Origin of the sequence: Burkholderia sp. LS-044, from assembly GCF_004803625.1 — a bacterium.
GTDB classification, from domain to species: domain Bacteria; phylum Pseudomonadota; class Gammaproteobacteria; order Burkholderiales; family Burkholderiaceae; genus Burkholderia; species Burkholderia cepacia.
The window spans coordinates 213845-229277 of sequence record NZ_SSWO01000007.1; the positions used below are offsets into that span (position 1 = coordinate 213845).

Annotated in this window: 25 protein-coding genes; 12 read left to right on the forward strand and 13 right to left on the reverse strand. The window is 63.9% G+C overall.

Annotated features, from left to right (window positions below; translation table 11 throughout):
* Positions 1–29: 29 nt before the first annotated feature.
* The 10 genes from E9536_RS20095 to E9536_RS20125 all read right to left on the reverse strand — a co-directional run bounded on the left by E9536_RS20095 (position 30) and on the right by E9536_RS20125 (position 5416).
* On the reverse strand, positions 30–1316 hold the full coding sequence (locus tag E9536_RS20095) for a hypothetical protein (protein WP_247873472.1): 1287 nt from the start codon (positions 1314–1316) through the stop codon (positions 30–32).
* A gap of 10 nt (positions 1317–1326) precedes the next feature.
* Positions 1327–2136 carry a PD-(D/E)XK nuclease family protein gene (locus tag E9536_RS20100; RefSeq protein WP_136470453.1) on the reverse strand — a complete coding sequence of 270 codons (810 nt, stop codon included), beginning with the start codon at positions 2134–2136 and terminating at the stop codon, positions 1327–1329.
* Positions 2133–2432 (reverse strand): KTSC domain-containing protein, encoded by a 300-nt coding sequence (locus E9536_RS20105; RefSeq protein ID WP_060318116.1) that lies wholly within the window; start codon positions 2430–2432, stop codon positions 2133–2135. Before E9536_RS20105 ends, E9536_RS20100 begins: the two co-directional genes overlap by 4 nt.
* A gap of 115 nt (positions 2433–2547) precedes the next feature.
* Entirely contained in the window at positions 2548–2691 is a 144-nt protein-coding gene (locus E9536_RS41480) for a hypothetical protein (RefSeq protein WP_168799546.1), read from the reverse strand.
* Positions 2688–2837, reverse strand: a complete 150-nt coding sequence (locus E9536_RS41485; protein ID WP_168799547.1) for a hypothetical protein — start codon at positions 2835–2837, stop codon at positions 2688–2690. Before E9536_RS41485 ends, E9536_RS41480 begins: the two co-directional genes overlap by 4 nt.
* Positions 2838–3009: 172 nt before the next feature.
* Positions 3010–3255 (reverse strand): hypothetical protein, encoded by a 246-nt coding sequence (locus E9536_RS20110; RefSeq protein ID WP_060318113.1) that lies wholly within the window; start codon positions 3253–3255, stop codon positions 3010–3012.
* Complete coding sequence (locus E9536_RS20115; RefSeq protein ID WP_060318110.1) at positions 3252–3575, reverse strand: hypothetical protein; 324 nt, start codon at positions 3573–3575, stop codon at positions 3252–3254. The genes E9536_RS20110 and E9536_RS20115 overlap by 4 nt, the downstream gene beginning before the upstream one ends.
* 25 nt (positions 3576–3600) lie before the next feature.
* Entirely contained in the window at positions 3601–3750 is a 150-nt protein-coding gene (locus E9536_RS41490) for a hypothetical protein (protein ID WP_168799548.1), read from the reverse strand.
* Positions 3747–4187: a hypothetical protein gene (locus E9536_RS20120; RefSeq protein WP_136470454.1), complete on the reverse strand. Its 441-nt coding sequence runs from the start codon at positions 4185–4187 to the stop codon at positions 3747–3749. Before E9536_RS20120 ends, E9536_RS41490 begins: the two co-directional genes overlap by 4 nt.
* A gap of 836 nt (positions 4188–5023) precedes the next feature.
* Positions 5024–5416: a helix-turn-helix transcriptional regulator gene (locus tag E9536_RS20125; RefSeq protein WP_136470553.1), complete on the reverse strand. Its 393-nt coding sequence runs from the start codon at positions 5414–5416 to the stop codon at positions 5024–5026.
* Between the two features lie 452 nt (positions 5417–5868).
* On the opposite strand from E9536_RS20125, the gene E9536_RS20130 reads away from it, so the two are divergent.
* On the forward strand, positions 5869–6243 hold the full coding sequence (locus E9536_RS20130; RefSeq protein ID WP_021161594.1) for a hypothetical protein: 375 nt from the start codon (positions 5869–5871) through the stop codon (positions 6241–6243).
* The gene (locus E9536_RS20135) at positions 6240–6461 is read left to right on the forward strand and encodes a hypothetical protein (RefSeq protein WP_136470455.1); all 222 of its coding nucleotides are present in this window, start codon (positions 6240–6242) and stop codon (positions 6459–6461) included. Before E9536_RS20130 ends, E9536_RS20135 begins: the two co-directional genes overlap by 4 nt.
* A gap of 80 nt (positions 6462–6541) precedes the next feature.
* On the opposite strand, the gene E9536_RS20140 is transcribed toward E9536_RS20135, so the two are convergent.
* A complete protein-coding gene (locus E9536_RS20140) occupies positions 6542–7054 on the reverse strand; it encodes a SlyX family protein (RefSeq protein WP_136470456.1) in 513 nt (170 codons plus the stop codon).
* A gap of 92 nt (positions 7055–7146) precedes the next feature.
* Here E9536_RS20140 and E9536_RS20145 point away from each other — a divergent pair, with 92 nt between their 5' ends.
* The 7 genes from E9536_RS20145 to E9536_RS20180 are packed head-to-tail and all read left to right on the forward strand — an operon-like array spanning position 7147 to position 11943.
* On the forward strand, positions 7147–8016 hold the full coding sequence (locus E9536_RS20145) for a hypothetical protein (RefSeq protein ID WP_060276404.1): 870 nt from the start codon (positions 7147–7149) through the stop codon (positions 8014–8016).
* On the forward strand, positions 8013–9119 hold the full coding sequence (locus E9536_RS20150) for a site-specific DNA-methyltransferase (protein ID WP_136470457.1): 1107 nt from the start codon (positions 8013–8015) through the stop codon (positions 9117–9119). Before E9536_RS20145 ends, E9536_RS20150 begins: the two co-directional genes overlap by 4 nt.
* Before the next feature lie 56 nt (positions 9120–9175).
* A complete protein-coding gene (locus E9536_RS41850; protein ID WP_247873479.1) occupies positions 9176–10225 on the forward strand; it encodes a DUF1376 domain-containing protein in 1050 nt (349 codons plus the stop codon).
* Complete coding sequence (locus E9536_RS20165) at positions 10222–10482, forward strand: hypothetical protein (protein WP_136470458.1); 261 nt, start codon at positions 10222–10224, stop codon at positions 10480–10482. Before E9536_RS41850 ends, E9536_RS20165 begins: the two co-directional genes overlap by 4 nt.
* Positions 10479–10949 carry a RusA family crossover junction endodeoxyribonuclease gene (locus tag E9536_RS20170; protein ID WP_021161600.1) on the forward strand — a complete coding sequence of 157 codons (471 nt, stop codon included), beginning with the start codon at positions 10479–10481 and terminating at the stop codon, positions 10947–10949. The genes E9536_RS20165 and E9536_RS20170 overlap by 4 nt, the downstream gene beginning before the upstream one ends.
* Positions 10950–10960: 11 nt before the next feature.
* Positions 10961–11287 carry a hypothetical protein gene (locus E9536_RS20175; protein ID WP_136470459.1) on the forward strand — a complete coding sequence of 109 codons (327 nt, stop codon included), beginning with the start codon at positions 10961–10963 and terminating at the stop codon, positions 11285–11287.
* The gene (locus E9536_RS20180; protein WP_060276420.1) at positions 11284–11943 is read left to right on the forward strand and encodes a hypothetical protein; all 660 of its coding nucleotides are present in this window, start codon (positions 11284–11286) and stop codon (positions 11941–11943) included. The genes E9536_RS20175 and E9536_RS20180 overlap by 4 nt, the downstream gene beginning before the upstream one ends.
* Before the next feature lie 116 nt (positions 11944–12059).
* Here the strand turns inward: E9536_RS20180 and E9536_RS20185 are convergent, their stop codons facing one another.
* Positions 12060–12392: a hypothetical protein gene (locus E9536_RS20185; RefSeq protein WP_136470460.1), complete on the reverse strand. Its 333-nt coding sequence runs from the start codon at positions 12390–12392 to the stop codon at positions 12060–12062.
* A gap of 98 nt (positions 12393–12490) precedes the next feature.
* On the reverse strand, positions 12491–12691 hold the full coding sequence (locus tag E9536_RS20190) for a hypothetical protein (protein ID WP_136470461.1): 201 nt from the start codon (positions 12689–12691) through the stop codon (positions 12491–12493).
* Between the two features lie 64 nt (positions 12692–12755).
* Here E9536_RS20190 and E9536_RS20195 point away from each other — a divergent pair, with 64 nt between their 5' ends.
* From E9536_RS20195 to terL, 3 genes are read left to right on the forward strand one after another with little or no spacing between them, the layout of a single operon-like run.
* Entirely contained in the window at positions 12756–13415 is a 660-nt protein-coding gene (locus tag E9536_RS20195) for a putative metallopeptidase (protein ID WP_136470462.1), read from the forward strand.
* An 18-nt stretch (positions 13416–13433) separates the two neighbouring features.
* The gene (locus E9536_RS20200; protein WP_136470463.1) at positions 13434–13913 is read left to right on the forward strand and encodes a DUF2280 domain-containing protein; all 480 of its coding nucleotides are present in this window, start codon (positions 13434–13436) and stop codon (positions 13911–13913) included.
* A complete protein-coding gene (gene terL / locus E9536_RS20205) occupies positions 13864–15417 on the forward strand; it encodes a phage terminase large subunit (protein ID WP_136470464.1) in 1554 nt (517 codons plus the stop codon). Before E9536_RS20200 ends, terL begins: the two co-directional genes overlap by 50 nt.
* Positions 15418–15433: the final 16 nt, after the last annotated feature.

The following is a 15433-nucleotide window of genomic DNA, read 5'->3' on the forward strand; positions in this document are numbered from 1 at the left end:
GTCGAAATCCTTGGCGGCGATAGAGGGGGTTAATCGGCGCTGATCGGGCCGCGTGCCCGGCGGCCGGCCGGTGCGGTCGTTTGAGACGACGCTTTGCCGGTGGCCGCCTGATCAGCCGCCGCCGTGATGGCGCGCATGCGCGCCGAGGCAAGGGCGTTCAGTTCGGCCTTGGCGGTTTCGTCAGGCACGCCGCTGATCGCGCTGCGCGCGAGGTCGAGATCCTCGGGGGTTTTGGCCGACTCGATGTCCTCGCGGATGCCGAGCACCAGGCCGCTCACGTCGAAGTCGAAGCCGCCTTGCGGTGCGTGATCAGCGTCGCCCGGTACCTCATCCGACGCCCGGGCTTCCCTCTGGCCTGCGTTGTCGCCTTCGTCTTCAGGAGGTTGCTCGTCGGTCGGCGTGGAGGGGGCCGCTACGGTGGTGCGGCGTACCTCTTCGGCCGGATGTGCCGGGCCCGCTCGCAGGGTGTCGAGCGTCGTGGTCTGCACGGTGAAGGAGCCGTCGGGGTAGACGTCCACGATGTCGGCTTCTTCCTCGGAAGTGCGACCCATGCCCATGACGATGTCGGGCGCGTGGATGTTGCCGAAGAAACTGCCGGCGCGGTACTGGAACATCAGCGTGCGCAGGCCGGTCTGCCACTTCGATCCGGCCTTCCCGTACCAGCCTTCCTCGACGACCATTCGCATGCTGACCGGCGCCGATTCGATCACGGGCATGCCGATGTCACGGTAAAGGTCGAGCATGCGGCCCGCGTATTGGCGAACCTGTTCGGGCGCGAGACGCGGTTCCGGTGTGCCCCGCGGAAGTGCCCAGGCGATGCACTCGATGTCATCGACCTCGACCTCGCGCTCTTCGAAGATCGGCTTCCGAGCCTGCTGATTCCAGCCGGTCTTTTCCTTGTACTTGGCCGTGATCTTGCCGCGGCTGATCATCTGGAAGCGCAGCGGCGTGAAGCGGCCCGACGCGTTGATGGCGGCGATCACGAACTTGCCCGACCACCGCAGCTTGCCTTCGATCATGTCGGCGTTCTGCATCACTGCGGTAATCGACATGCGGACGGCGCGCGCGACCTCGATCGCGACGAGACAGTTGCCGATCGCAGACGGGTTCTCGACCCAGATTTCCTCGCTGTTCGCCTTCTTCAGGTTGTGTGACCGGAACTGTGCCGGAACAGCATCGCTGCTCGCGTAAGCCTTGGCGATGCGGTTGGCCAGGACAAAGCCGCGCTCGGTGAACATGTCGACGGCTTGGTCCGGCATCAGCGCCGGCACGCCGCCGGCTGCCTTCACTTCGCTCAGTTGTGCGGGTGCATTCATGGGTGCCTCGTTACTCGTGGAATTTGCAGATGCCGTGCCGCGGGCAGTACTTCGCGTCGCAGAGCAGCGATTTCGGGTTGGGGAAGAAACGGCCGGTGCGGAACATGTCGGCTGCGAATTCGATGAGACCGGGCTCGTCCTCGGTGCCGATCATCACGCGCTTGGCGTTCTTCACGGGCGCGGTGGCAACTTCGGGCGTGCCCTTCGTCTTCAGGCCGATGATCTCGGCCGTGTCGGCGATTAGCTCGCCGGTCGTGTGCTCATAGAGCATCTCGTAGGTGCCGATCTGAGGGCCGTGTCCCTTCGTGACCGCCACGCCTTTCTGCACCGCGGATGAGCCGCTTTTCAGGTCGGCGATGCCCGGGCCCAGCGCGGTGCGACGCACGCGCGCCCGATCCATCGTTCCCGTAAGGCGAATCGTGATGCCGCCGCCACAGTCGATGTCGAGCGGCCTCGTTTCCATTTCGACCGCGACGAAGTCGTAGCGCGGCGTGATCTCGAGGCAGTACTTCGTCGTGAGCGAGATGCCGATGCGCTCGGCTTCCTTCAGGTTGAGATCGTCGCTCTCCGGGTTGTACTCGTTCGATGGGTCGTGCAGCTTGTCGACGAATGCACCCGCCGCGTCGTCGACGGTCAGACCAGAGCCATCGAGCACGCTCTGATCATAGGCGGCCGTACCTGCGTGGATCGCGGTACCGAGTGCGGCGCGCAGACCGACGACGTTGCGCATCTTCAGGAGGTGGATTGCCTCCCACCGATAGGCACATTCGAAGAGCGCGCCCCAACTGGACGCGCGCACGGTGTAGACCGAGGGAGTCATGCCGCACCTGCAGTTTCGGCGGTGGCCTCCGCGGCCGGCGCCGGCATCTTCTCGATGCACACGTACGGGAAGCGCTCGGGGAACGGCTTGATGTGCTTGTAGAAGTGCGAACCGAGCGAGTCGGCGGCCTTGAGCGCGTCGAAGTTCGCCTGTGTGAAGCCGGTGTAGTGGTAGAGCGAGGTCCGCGCGCCAGTTTTGCGGTCCTTGAAGCGGACCGCGAGCGTTTCGGTTTCGGCGTCGTAGCCGATGCTGTGTATCTGCGACGACTCGACGGGCAGGGTGTCGATGGTTTTCATCTGGTGGTGCTCCGAGTGAATGGTGGGCGCGCGCGCCGACTGCGCTCGGGTGAGGCGCGAGCGAGATTCGGGAAGTGCAGGGGAATACGCTTCGCGGAGCGCGAGGCGGTGTTGCTTAGAAAATTCCGAAGTGCTTCGTGATGCTGTCGATGGCTGCTGCGAGAAGCGCGACGGCCACGAATATCGCGAGCACCAGCACCCGGGCAGCGCGCGGGTGATGAATTTCGAAGCGTACGGCGTGATCGGTGAAGCGGCTCATGTGGGCCTCGTCGAAACGGTGACGGGCGCGTCGTCCGGCGTACTCATCAGCGTCGGCACGACGAGCCATACGAACAGGAACAGTCCTGTCGTAATGACGATCCAGAGGGCGAACAGCTCGGCGATCTTGCGAAGTAGGGCCCTCATCCGAGGCTCCGCAGGTACGGTCCGGCGACGAGCGCGCCGTACCACAGGAACCCGATCGCGACGCCGTAGGCGGCCGCCCATGCCGATCCTTCGAGCACATACCGTATGCGCAATACAAGCGATCGTTTGTTTCTGAGAAATACAGGCTGTAGGCTGTTGGAAGGCGTGCGCATCAGTGCCCCCTCCGAAGGTTCCGGTCTGCGAACGTCGCAACGTTGTGCTTCGTGCGATCGAGGATCTGTTGGGCGATCGCCTCGCTGCCGACCATGGCGATGCCGAGCGCCGCTTTGCTGATCAGCATCTCGATCACGTTCGCGAGCGCGTTCGGGTTGCCATACGCACCGGATTCGCGCACGTAGTCGGCGATCAGCTTTTCAGCAAGGTCGCCGCATTGGGCGGGGGATTTGAGGGTGCTCACCGATTCACTCCTGCGATCGTCACATGCTGCACCTGGAGCGGCGCTTCCGCAGGAGCCTGCATCGCGAGTTTGATCGCGGCGCGCAGGTTCGAGAGGCATTCATCCGTCACGAACTCCAGCCCTTCATCCCACGCGTCGAGAAAGCTGCGAGATGCTGCGAGCAACTTCGGCGAGGCCGCGAATAGCCGTGCGTATTCCTTCCCATGCGGCGACGTCGAGCAGTCAGCGACCAACCAGCCGGCCGTGTCCACGTCAGTGCGCTTCGTGCGCACATACCAGCCGCAGGCTTCGAGGTCGGGCCCGGTGGTGATCTCGTTCATGTAGTCCCTCGGTGTTGTGTGTTTTTCAGCAGCCGCGCCGCGCGTCAGCGACGCCCGGCGCGATGATGTTCAGCGCATACTCGCGCAGCAGCAGTTCCACAAGGCCGCCGAGCTTGCCGTCGTCATTGCGCGGCATGGATAGAAGTTCGAGCAGGTCGCGGGCAATTTGGCTCATGACTCCCTCGGATGAATGCTGTGGAGCGAGCGCCGCGGGGCGATGCGGTGATCGCTGCAACTGCTCACTCCTGCGTTTCCGGGCCCGAGTTCCGCGCCGCACGACGAGCAGTACGTCATTGCGTGCCGCGGTGAGACGGCTGCGAGGTCGGCGGTCGCGATGCGACTCGCGATCTCGGCCTTGAGAACGTCTTGGCAGGTGTTCCAGACCTCGTACACGTCCTCGATGTAGCCGCGACGCAGTGCTGCGTCGAACAGGGCGATCTGCTCAGTCGAGAACGGCAGCACGTCGAACGTGACGGCATCGGCGATCGCTTCATTGCGCTCGTCGCGCGCCAGCGCGGCATCGTCTGCCGCGGCTTGCAGTTGGTCGGCGTGCTGCTCGGCGCGGGCCGGGAGAACGCGGAGATTGTGCTGATGGGTTCGAGGACTATGCATCGCATCCTCCAAATAAAAGTAGGATTGCTAACTGAATTTCTGTCTTGAACTGAAACGCTGCGTGCGCAGCCCTCACTGGTGACGCCTCAGAAGAAGAACCGCCACCGGTCAGAACTGCATCACTCGCGCGCCCGACTACTCCCGGCCGTGCCGGCTCCGGGCCGCGCGAGGTTTGTGCCGATTACGAAGCCATCGGTCACGTGGTGCTGGCTGTCTTGCATCAGGTTCGTTCAAGCCTGCAAGCGGTAGCCAAACATCGGCCTAGCGCGCTGCGCCTGTCCTGACTCACGACGCTGATCGCGCCGGCCGGTTGCTCCGCGTGTGCGGTCCCGGCTTACCTTCGATTGTTAGAGAGCGAGCCGCTGGAGGCGGTGGCGTGGCATCGGTGCCGCGTTGAGGGAATAATCACATACGTGATTTGCCACAGTCAACACAAATGTGATTTTGGCCGGAAAAGTTTGTAACAAGGGGGGGTGAGGGTCGCGGAAACGCCCACTGATTAAGCGGTTGCTGACACCAGTTGAAAGTCGCCCGGATCTGGTACTAAACTACTGTACATTCATACAGTGTTCGATGCAGAGAGAAACGAGGGCGACTGATGAAAGAAGAAGTGAAGGTGCGTCTGCGATGCAAGCCCGGGGATTTGGCGATCGTGACGAAATGCGGGGTGTCGGATCGGATCGGGCTACTGGTGCGGGTGATCGAGAGATGCTGGGACGGTCAGCATGACTGGCTCGTAGTACTGCAGGGGCCGGGGGTTTTGGCGCGCGGCGCTGTAACAGGGGACGTTACTCTGCGCCGGCGTGCATTGCTGAACGACTGGAATCTGACGCCTATCAGCGGGACGGGTCTTCCAGGCGAAATGGCTCGTCCGGATTCGGAAGCATCCGAAGCATCAGCGCGAACGTTTGTTCCGGCTCACCAGCCTTGTCTGCCTTGAGGATCGCGTCAATCAGAGCCTTCGCTCCTGCGCTCGCCGTGATCAGCGCGGAATCGTAGCTTTCCGCGGTATCGGTATCCGACGTCGGTTTGCCTTTCCCCTCGGCGAGCCATAGTGCGTTCACACCGAGTATGTCGGCAATTTGAGGAAGGCGGCGCGCGCTGTTGCGCGTTCCCGCTTCCAGATTCCCAATCGTCGATTGGGAAACGCCGGCTTTCTCGCCCAATTCCTCTTGGGATAGGCCGGCTCGGGCTCGTGCCCATTTAAGTCTGTCGGCTAGCGTGTACATATCACAATCGTAATAGAACGGCCCATTCGATTTGTGTTGACCGCGACAAACACAAATGTGATACTGGGCCATGGACATCCAACAAGCCGTCTCCGATCTCCTTGGTTCGGGGCTTACCCAATCCCAGCTGGCCGGCCTCATTCCGTGCTCGCAATCTCTTATTTCCGCGCTTCTCAGGGGAGCCCGCGGCTCGCGCGTTTCGTTTGCGATCGCCGATCGCGTGAGGGTACTTCATGCGGAACGGTGTGCATCTGCCGAGAGCGCGTTGAAGAGGGTGTCCTCGCGCTGAGCGACGATCGGGTCGCGCCGACTTTTCCGGCGTAATCGATTCGTTCAGTGCGACGAGGTCGGTTTCGTGAGTGTTGGCCAGGTGTGGACCTGGCCTTTATTTCGCCCCGGCGCCAACTGGGTAAGCAAGTGGGTAATCAACTGGGTAACGATTGATTTTTCGTATGAACCAGACCGAATTCAGGATGTTCGCGCCGTGGGTCCAAGCCGCGACGCTGCCGGACGGGGAAGTCGAGGCGATGAGCTTCGAGGACTGCCTGACGCGCGCGCTTGAGCTGGGCCTGCGCCGCTTCGACCGGAAGACGCTCGCGCTGAACTGCGGGATTCACTATCCGCACTTCGCCGACCTGGTCGCCGGCCGCCGTCCGTTCCCGGCGACGAAGCTGCACCTGTTCTGCATGTTCACGGGCTGTGACTACCCGCGACAGTGGCTCGCCATCCAGGAGCGCAAGGCGATCGAGGAATACCGTCGGCTCAGCCAGCAGGCGATCGGCGAGTTCGTTCAGCAGGCGTTCGGCCAGCGGCAGGCGGCGGCATGACCTTGACGCTCAGCCACCGCGACGTCGGCAAGCATTTCGCCCGCAAGCTCGGGCGCCCCATGACCTACCTCGGCATCGTCGAGGAAAAGCACCTTTTCATCTTCCGCGATCCGCCGCAGGACTACCTTGCGTTCAGGGCTGACCAGCTCTGGATGCTCGAGCGCGTGCGGCCGGAGGCGGCGCCGATCGACAACACGAAGGAGGCCAGCGCATGGTGACCCATCTATTCGAACGCATCGGGGGGCGTACTGATGAACAGACGCGATGTGTCGTGTTGCACGCTTGCTGCGCTTGCGAGTCAGTAGCCCGCCCCAGAGATCCGCATGGGCGGCCGTCGAACGTGTTCGCCGGTTCGATATTCCGTCGAGCATTCGGGGCACTTAAGCTTGATCGTGCCGAGCGTACCGGTCTGCTGCAAAACAGCTTTGTGCGCCTTGTTGTCCATGCACGGCTGGCAAATAAAGTGCGCCGGATGGCCAGTCGCATCGGACATGGTGCTTGCCAGGACGAACACACCGGTCGTGAGTTCGTGCAGAACATATTGGGCGCGGTCGGTACGTTTCTTTTCGACTTCGGCAAGTTTGGCGGCCGTCTCTCTCAGCTCGTCCTTGAGCCGGTCAATTTCATCACGGGCCGCAGATTGCTTTTCCTGCAAAGCGAGCGCGGCATTTTGCACGTCTATTACGCGATCGTTGATCGATTGCTGCATCTCAGCAAGCTTCAACTCATCTCGAGCAGCAACCGCCGCCTTTGCGATATCGATAGTGTTCTTCAGGCCGGCGATGGCGGCCGTTATGGTCATGATCGGCATCTGGTTCCCCGTCTTGTGATCTGCCGCGCACGCCCGCGGCGAAATCATCATAGCGCACTGGCCGGGGGAGCTGGCGTGCGATGGGAGTCAGCATGACCTGGGCGCACGATGACCTCGCCAAGGATCTCGCCGCCCATCTTCGCGGCGCATCCGATCGCCTCGTATGGACTGACATGCAGCTCGGGCCGGCAGGCTCACCGCGGCCGGACGTCTACACGGTGCCGTGCTCGTTCGCGCGATTCCAGCCGGTCGCCTACGAATGCAAGATCAGCGTTGCCGACTTCCGGCGAGACGTGACGGCCGGCAAGTGGACGTCGTACCTGCGCTTCGCCGCCGGCGTGATCTTCGCCGCGCCCGCCGGGCTGCTGAAGAAAGAAGACATCCCCGCCGGCTGCGGCTTGATCGTGCGCGGGCCGGACGGTTGGCGGTCGCTGAAGGGCCCGACGCTGAAGAACATGGAGAACCTGCCGCGCGACGCATGGATCAAGCTGATCATCGACGGCATGGCGCGGCTCGCTGATCAAAACCACGAGCAGTTGCGCGCGGGTCTGTGCAACGAATGGACGCTCGAAAAGAAGCTTCGCGCGCGCCTCGGTGACGTTGTCGCGGATGCAGTACGGGACCAGCTGCATGCGGAGCGCCGACTGAAGACGGCCACCGAGCGGCTCGAAAACCTGGCCGAGGAGGCGGAAAACGAGCGACGGCTGATCCTCGATCGAGCGAAAGAGCATGCGCAGCGCGACGCGGCGCAGGTCGACGGCGCACGCCTCGAGCTCGCGCGTGCGCTCGGGCTGCCGGCGAGCGCCGGCGCTTGGGAGATTGCAAGCGCCTGCAAGCAGGCCGCGCGCAGGCTCAGCACCGATCCCGAAATCAGGCGACTCCGTCAGCAGCTGGAGCGCATCCAGGCCGCGATCGAATCGGCTGCCGAACCGCTGCCGCACATCGCGCGGGAGGTTGCGTGAACTGGCTCGACCAATCCCACCGCGGCGACTGCCGCGACCTGATGCGCGCGATGATCGCCGACGGCGTGCGCGTGCAGACGATCGTCACGTCGCCGCCGTACTGGGGCCTGCGCTCGTATCTGCCTGATGGCCACCCTGACAAAGCGCGTGAGATCGGCCAGGAGCCGACGCTGCGCGAGTTCATCGACACGCTGGTCGGCGTGTTCGACCTCGCGCGCGAGCTGCTCTCGGACGACGGCACGCTCTGGCTGAACATGGGCGACAGCTACGCAGGTTCGCGCAGCGGCCCGGAAACGGCATCGACGCTGAACGGCACTCGCCGCAACCAGACTGAGGCGAACCGCGCCATGACGGCGAGCCGCCGGCGCGACGATGCACCGATACCTCGCTCCGATGTGCGCGTCGACGGCCTGAAGCCGAAAGACCTTGTCGGCCAGCCGTGGCGCCTCGCGTTCGCGCTTCAGGAGGCAGGGTGGTGGCTCAGGCAGGACATTATCTGGGCGAAGCCCAATCCGATGCCGGAGAGCGTGCGCGATCGCTGCACGAAGGCGCACGAGTACCTGTTCCTGCTGAGCAAGAGCGAACGCTACTACTTCGACGCTGATGCGATGCGCGAGCCGCGCGCGCAGGACGAAGACAGCGTGATCTTCCGCGGCGGCTGCTATGTCGGTGGGGCAGCCGACAACGGAACTCTCGGGAAACGTAAGGTGCCCGGCAACAAGTCGCATAAGGGCACGGCAGCATCATCGTCCGACGAGAAGCATCGGACGAAGGCTGGACTGGTCTCCTACGCGGAGCGGGAGCGTAGTGCGAACCCGTCCGATCTCGGCACTCGCAACCGGCGCAGCGTCTGGACGATCGCGACGCAGCCGTACGCGGCCGCTCATTTCGCGACCTTCCCCGAGGCGCTGGTCGAGCCCTGCGTGCTCGCCGGCAGCCGCCCGGGCGACGTCGTGTTCGATCCGTTCTTCGGCAGCGGCACGGCGGGCCAGGTCGCGCAACGGCTCGGCCGGCGCTTTCTCGGCTGCGAACTGAATCCTGAATACACGCCGCTGCAGCGCGATCGCCTGCGGCAGCCGAGCCTGATGCTGGAATCTGCATGAATCAGCTCCCGAATCCTCTCACCCCAGCGGACTGCAACCTCCGCGATTTTCCGTTCATGCCGCTCGAAGTGAAGCGCCTGTTGACGTCCGAAACGTGGATTCTCGGCACCGGCGATGAGCGCGCGGCCGCGATCACGCTGTGGCTCGAAAGCTGGCATCAGATTCCGGCCGCCAGCCTGCCGGCCGACGATCGCATGCTCGGCCATCTGTCCCAGGCGAAGAACTGGAAGCGCGTGAAGGATCACGCATTGCGTGGATGGGTGAAGTGCGCCGACGGTCGGCTCTATCACCCGGTCGCCGCTGAGAAGGTGCTGGAGGCGTGGTTGTCGAAGCTCACGAGCAGCCTGTCGGGCTCAGTCGGCAATGCCAAGCGATGGGGGATCGAGATCGACACGGTTGCCGTTCGCAAGCAGGTTGTCGAGGCAGCGCACCTGCTGAAGGGCGTCGCCCCCCAATCGGAATGGCTGCGGAAAAAGCAGGTGAAAGACATCGTGGCCGATTCGAGTCGCGATCCCAACCCGATCGCCCCCCGATCACCAACGCAATCGCCCCCCGATTCGCCCCCCGATCGCAAGAGAGAAGGAGAGGGAGATGTAAACACAGCAAGCGGCGGCGGCACAGCACAGGGAGGTGGGGAAGAACCGCCGATCGCCGCCGCCGCTTTCGTCGAAATCCTTCGTTCGTCGGGCGTCGGCTTCGCCGCCGATGACGCGCGGTTGGCCGGTTGGCCCGCGCGCGGCGTGACGGTCGACGACCTGCGTGCGGCCGTCGCCACGGGCCGCAAGCGCCGCGAGCGCGAGCGCTCCGAGCAACCGCTCAACGTCGGATTCCTCGACACGATCCTCGGCGATCTCCTCGCCGCGCGCGCCGCGACGCCAGCGACAGGCACGTGCACCGTCGGCGATTGGTGGCGATCGTGGACCGGCATCGTCGAGCACGGCAGCACGCTCGGCGTCGAGCAGGGCCGCGAGGAACCACCGTTCGATTTCAAGCTGCGCGTGTTCGACGCGGCCGGCGACGGCCCGTGGTGGGACGAGCACAACCGCGCATTTCGCAACACTGCCGGGCCCGTCGCGGCCGGCGCATTGATGGGGGAAGGGCGATGAACTGCAAAGTCGGCGACATGGCCGTGATCACGCGTGGCAAAGCCCGCGACCGCATCGTCGAGGTGAAGGCGCCTTACGGCGATTACCTGCACCTCGGCTTCTGCTGGTTCGTCGAGGCACCGACGCCTATCCCGGCGACGGACGTTCTCACGTTTCGGCCATGCGAGCTGAAGACCGGATGGATTCCGGATGCGTGGCTGCGCCCGATCAGCGGCGTGCTGGTGACCGACGACGTGGCCGGTGAGGTGACGGCATGACCCAGCAGTCGCTCATCGCGGCATCGCCGGTCGCACAGCGCGTCGAGTTCGTCGTTCCCGGTGCGCCTCTCGCGAAGGGGCGTCCGAGGTTCGCACGCCGCGGCGCGCACGTCACGACCTACACGCCCGAGAAAACCGAGCGGTACGAGAACCTCGTGAAGATGGCCGCCCGCGCGGCGATGCGCAGCACCGCGCCGTACGCCGGCCCGATTCGGCTGATCGTGCACATCGGCCTGCCGATCCCGGCGAGTTGGTCGAACAAGCGGCAGGGCGAGGCGGCCGCCGGCGCCATCGGCGCGACGAAGAAGCCGGACGCCGACAACGTTGTCAAGGCGTTGAAGGACGGGATGAACGGGGTGGTGTACGTCGACGACGGCCAGGTCGTCGACCTCTGGGTGTCGAAGCGCTACGCGCGCACGCCGGGCGTGCGGATCGAGGCGATCGAATTGAATCTGAAGTCAGCATAAGGAGCGGGGCCTTGAAAGCAAACGGAAAACTCACGATCAACGCCATCATCGCGGCCATGAAGCCCGGTGTTCGGTATTCGGCGCACGACCTCGCACGCCGCATGAAGCATCCCGTTTCGTCGGTGCGCCAGTTGCTCGCGCTCGACGTTGCGCTCGCGCGGCTGGACTGCCATTCGGAGAGTCGCGGCCGGATGTACTCGCTCGCGGGCACGAGCCGCTCGCCGGGCACGCACGTCGACACGCGCATCCGGCCGGACTTCACGAGCAACCTGTCGGGGTACATGGCCGAGCTCAGCACGCGCCAGGCGCTGGCGATGATGACGCGGGGTGGCCGGTGATCGCCATCTTCGAGAACACGCAACAGGCGCTGCACGTCAGCTTTCTCGTGACGTCGCTGCCGCCGCGGCAGAAGCAACAGTTCCGCCTCGCGCTGATCCAGATCCTTGAATCCGTCGGCCGCCTGAGTGCTCGGCAAGCTGAGTTTCTCGACTACCTGTACGGCACTTCGTCGGGCACGATCAACTTCGAAGGGTTGAGCGGTGACGAAATCCGGGCCCAGTGCGCGATGGTCGTCGCGGCCGTGCATGACCATCTGCTGAAGCCGGAGCGCAATGCGGTGTGGCTCCGCTATGCCTGCGGCATGCCGGCGCGGCCGGCAAGCGCGACGCGGGCGGCTGACCCTGGAATCCCGCCGTCGGCTGAGTGGAAGCGCGCGCTGGTCGAGATGCGAACGTACCTGCGGCCATCGCTTACCGTGACGAACAGCGACGCGATCATGGCGCTGATTGCTGGGCACTCTCAGGCTCGGCAGCGTCAGGACGGCTTGTCGTACCGGGCGATTTCGGAGGAGACTCACATCACGATTCGGACGCTCGAGCGGAACGCCCAGATCATCAGGAAGCGCCTGGTCGGACTGGAGCAGCAGGCCGTGAAGCGGCTGACTCCGCTCTTCGAGCGAAACAACGTGACGATCGCCGAGGCCGTTGAGGCGTAAGGGGTACGGCGGAAATTCCCCTTGCAAATGTGGCGGACAGGGTGTAGATTTTCGTCAGATTGCAGAGTTGCGACTAAAGCCCGCTGAGCCGACAAGCCAGCGGGCTTTTTCGTTTGCTATGCGTTCCAGCCTCGCCAAACAGGTTGGCTCATTTCGCAGTTCGCTACCCACTCACCGAGTTCGTCGAAAAGCTGTTGTGCGCGGTCTTCGTCAATGTTCCCACTGTCAAGTTCGTCCCAGATGAACTCGAAGAAGCCGCCGAGCCCGGTCGGGTACTTCACGTAGTCTTGGTCGAAATTGGCGTAGAGCAGGTGGTTTCCGGCCTTGTTCGTCTCACCTTTGAATGACAAGTGGTCGACGTGCCAACCCTCATCCGTTTTGCGGATGCGCAGTGTTTCAGCATGTCCCCAACGCTTCGTGTAGTACTTGAATAGATATTCTCGTTCCATTTCTGTGATCGCCTTGTGGTTGGTGCCCGCTGAGCGAAAGCCAGCGGGCCATTTCCGCTTGATCGCTGTCGATCGGAGTGGGGCGGAACGCAAGCGCATTAGCGCGGCTGATTTGCCTTCAAACGTTCGATTTCCTTCTGCTGCTCTTCTACGACAGCGATCAAGTTCGCGAGAGCTGTTGCAGCTTCCTCGAATGCATGGAACACCTGGCTCTGTGTTCCGGTACGCGCAAAGCCACCGGCAAAACCGACCATATGTCGGAGCGACCGTGCTGCCTTTTCCAATTCTTTCTTTTCCATAGTTTCCCCGAAGTAGTGTGGACTTTTGATTCTACGACGTCGGAGCATATTCGAGGATCAGAACATGGCGACTACCTTGGGGGATCGCATGGCCGCGTCGAATCTGCGTCCGGTTCCACCTGATACGTTGTTTGACGAATCGAACTGGTTCGGACGCATTGCACCGGCCGACAGCGTTAACGACTGGGTGTACCACACGCTCTTGCGCAAAGGCGCGCCGCTGCACAACCCTGATCACGAGCACCTGGTCGACGCCGACGTCGCCTACCTCTGGGCGGCCGTCGAGAACGTGCGTCAGATGCGGCGCGTCGTCGGCCAGTGCGAAGAGGTGACGATCCGCGCCGGCGGCTGGCAGCGCGCCCGGCAGGAACAGCAGTTCCTCGAATGGTTCGGCCGCGTGCCGGCGTTCCTGATCACGCTCGACGCGCACTACGCGCGCGAGTGCAACGACTTGCAGTGGTGCGCGCTGATCGAGCACGAGCTGTATCACATCGGTCAGCGTGCCGACGAGTTCGGCGCGCCGGCATTCACGAAGGACGGCATGCCGAAGCTCGGCATCCGCGGGCACGACGTCGAGGAGTTCGTCGGCATCGTCCGGCGCTACGGAGTGGCCGGCGGTGCGGGCGACACCGCGAAGCTGGTCGACGCCGCGCGGCGCGCGCCCGAGGTCGGTCACGTCGACATCGCCCGCGCCTGCGGCACCTGCATCCTGCGGGCCGCATAACCCGAACGTTTTCCCGCTATGGCAGCACTTCCCGACGCGATCAAGGTGTTCATCGTGCAGTCGCTGGCGTGCTTCGACACGATCTCGCGCACCGCGAAGGCCGTGCGGGAGGAGTTCGGCGTCGACGTTTCGCCGCAGCAGTGCGAGCGCTACGACCCAACGAAGCGCGCGGGATCGACGCTCAGCAAGAAATACCGCGAGATCTTCGAGCGCACGCGTGAGGAGTTCCTCAACGACACATCGCGCATCGGCGTCGCGCACCGCGCGGTGCGTCTGCGCAAGCTGGATCGCGCCGTCGGCGTCGCCGAGGAGCGCGGCAACATCCCGCTGATGGCTCAACTGCTCGAACAGGCAGCCAAGGAATCAGGGGACGCATTCACGAACAAGCACCGGCTCGAACACACCGGTAAGGACGGCGCCCCAATCGATCAGAGGACGGTCGTCGTCGATGAAAAGCAGGTCGCAGACGCCGTCGCCAAGCTCGAAGACGAGTATTGACCCCGCCATCGAGCGGGCCGTCCTGAAGGCGAAGTGCGAGCGGGATCACCTGTTTTTCAGCCGGTACTTCTTCAAGCACCGGCAGGCGATCAAGTTCCGCGTCAACTGGCACCACGTGCTGATCGCCGACACGGTGCAGCGCGTGATCGACGGCACGCTGAAGAACGTCGTCATCAACGTGCCCCCGGGTTCGTCGAAGACTGAGCTGGTCGCGATCAACCTGATCGCGCGCGGCCTCGCGCTGAACCCGCGCGCGCGGTTCCTGCACATCAGCTACTCGGACGACCTCGCGCTGCTGAACAGCGAGACGGCGCGCGACATCGTCGCATCCGACGAGTATCAGGCGCTCTGGCCACTGAAGGTAGCTGACGACGCGAAGTCGAAGAAGCGCTGGAACGTGCTCGTCGACGGGAAGAAGGCCGGCGGCGTGTACGCGGTTTCGCTCGGCGGTCAGATCACTGGCTTCCGGGCCGGGCACATGGCCGAGGGCTGGCAGGGCGCGATCATCATCGACGACCCGCTGAAGGTCGAGGACGCGTATAGCAAGACGAACCGGGACAAAGCTAACCGCAAGCTGCAGTCGACCGTGAAGAGCCGGAAGGCGAATCCGGACACGCCGATCATCGTGATCATGCAGCGGCTTGCGGAGGAAGATCCGACAGGCTTCATCAAGGCGCGCAAGCTGCCGGGCGACTGGGAGTTCATCGAGATCCCGGCGCTGATCACGGATGAGTACGTCGCGAAGCTGCCCGCGCACATCCGCGACCGCGTCGAGCGCGACGAGCGAGACGCGGACGGCCGTTACAGCTACTGGCCGTACAAGGAGCCGCTGCAGGAGCTGCTCGCGTCCGAGAAGGCGGACGCGTACGTCTTCAACGGCCAGTACATGCAGCGGCCGTCGCCGCTGGGCGGCGGCATCATCCAGAGCGGCAAGTTCCTGCGCTATGGCGCGCTGCCGCAGCTCCAGTACCGGAAGATCTTCGCGGACACGGCGCAGAAGACCGCCGAGCGGAACGACTACAGCGTGTTCGAGTGCTGGGGCCTCGGGTACGACAACCGCCTGTACCTGATCGACCTGGTGCGCGGGAAGTGGAAGGCGCCCGAGCTGAAGCGTCGCGCGATCGACTTCTGGAACAAGCATGCGGCCGTCGGCGCCGACAATCCGGGCGCGCCGGTGCTGCGTCAGATGAAGGTCGAGGACAAGTCCAGCGGTACCGGACTGATTCAGGATATTCAGGCCGAGGGCGGCATCCCGATCGAAGGCATCGAGCGTGTGAAGGACAAGCTGACGCGCGTCATGGACGTCGTCAGCCACATCGACGCCGGCAACGTCGGCGTGCCGCTGGATGCCCCATGGGTCAGCGACTTCTTGACCGAGTGCGACTCGTTCACCGCTGACGACACGCACATGCACGACGACCAGATTGACCCGATGGTCGACGCAATCAACGACATGCTGGGAGGCGCGAAGGACCTGTCGGTCTGGGAGCGGCTTGCCGGTTGAGCACGACAGGATTTCC

Coding starts and splice junctions, on each gene's coding strand:
- E9536_RS20095 (WP_247873472.1), bottom strand. CDS start 1,316: ATGAATGCACCCGCACAACTGAGCGAAGTGAAGGCAGCCGGCGGCGTG.
- E9536_RS20100 (WP_136470453.1), bottom strand. CDS start 2,136: ATGACTCCCTCGGTCTACACCGTGCGCGCGTCCAGTTGGGGCGCGCTC.
- E9536_RS20105 (WP_060318116.1), bottom strand. CDS start 2,432: ATGAAAACCATCGACACCCTGCCCGTCGAGTCGTCGCAGATACACAGC.
- E9536_RS41480 (WP_168799546.1), bottom strand. CDS start 2,691: ATGAGCCGCTTCACCGATCACGCCGTACGCTTCGAAATTCATCACCCG.
- E9536_RS41485 (WP_168799547.1), bottom strand. CDS start 2,837: ATGAGGGCCCTACTTCGCAAGATCGCCGAGCTGTTCGCCCTCTGGATC.
- E9536_RS20115 (WP_060318110.1), bottom strand. CDS start 3,575: ATGAACGAGATCACCACCGGGCCCGACCTCGAAGCCTGCGGCTGGTAT.
- E9536_RS41490 (WP_168799548.1), bottom strand. CDS start 3,750: ATGAGCCAAATTGCCCGCGACCTGCTCGAACTTCTATCCATGCCGCGC.
- E9536_RS20120 (WP_136470454.1), bottom strand. CDS start 4,187: ATGCATAGTCCTCGAACCCATCAGCACAATCTCCGCGTTCTCCCGGCC.
- E9536_RS20125 (WP_136470553.1), bottom strand. CDS start 5,416: ATGTACACGCTAGCCGACAGACTTAAATGGGCACGAGCCCGAGCCGGC.
- E9536_RS20130 (WP_021161594.1), top strand. CDS start 5,869: ATGAACCAGACCGAATTCAGGATGTTCGCGCCGTGGGTCCAAGCCGCG.
- E9536_RS20135 (WP_136470455.1), top strand. CDS start 6,240: ATGACCTTGACGCTCAGCCACCGCGACGTCGGCAAGCATTTCGCCCGC.
- E9536_RS20140 (WP_136470456.1), bottom strand. CDS start 7,054: ATGCCGATCATGACCATAACGGCCGCCATCGCCGGCCTGAAGAACACT.
- E9536_RS20145 (WP_060276404.1), top strand. CDS start 7,147: ATGACCTGGGCGCACGATGACCTCGCCAAGGATCTCGCCGCCCATCTT.
- E9536_RS41850 (WP_247873479.1), top strand. CDS start 9,176: ATGCCGCTCGAAGTGAAGCGCCTGTTGACGTCCGAAACGTGGATTCTC.
- E9536_RS20165 (WP_136470458.1), top strand. CDS start 10,222: ATGAACTGCAAAGTCGGCGACATGGCCGTGATCACGCGTGGCAAAGCC.
- E9536_RS20170 (WP_021161600.1), top strand. CDS start 10,479: ATGACCCAGCAGTCGCTCATCGCGGCATCGCCGGTCGCACAGCGCGTC.
- E9536_RS20185 (WP_136470460.1), bottom strand. CDS start 12,392: ATGGAACGAGAATATCTATTCAAGTACTACACGAAGCGTTGGGGACAT.
- E9536_RS20190 (WP_136470461.1), bottom strand. CDS start 12,691: ATGGAAAAGAAAGAATTGGAAAAGGCAGCACGGTCGCTCCGACATATG.
- E9536_RS20195 (WP_136470462.1), top strand. CDS start 12,756: ATGGCGACTACCTTGGGGGATCGCATGGCCGCGTCGAATCTGCGTCCG.
- E9536_RS20200 (WP_136470463.1), top strand. CDS start 13,434: ATGGCAGCACTTCCCGACGCGATCAAGGTGTTCATCGTGCAGTCGCTG.
- terL (WP_136470464.1), top strand. CDS start 13,864: ATGAAAAGCAGGTCGCAGACGCCGTCGCCAAGCTCGAAGACGAGTATT.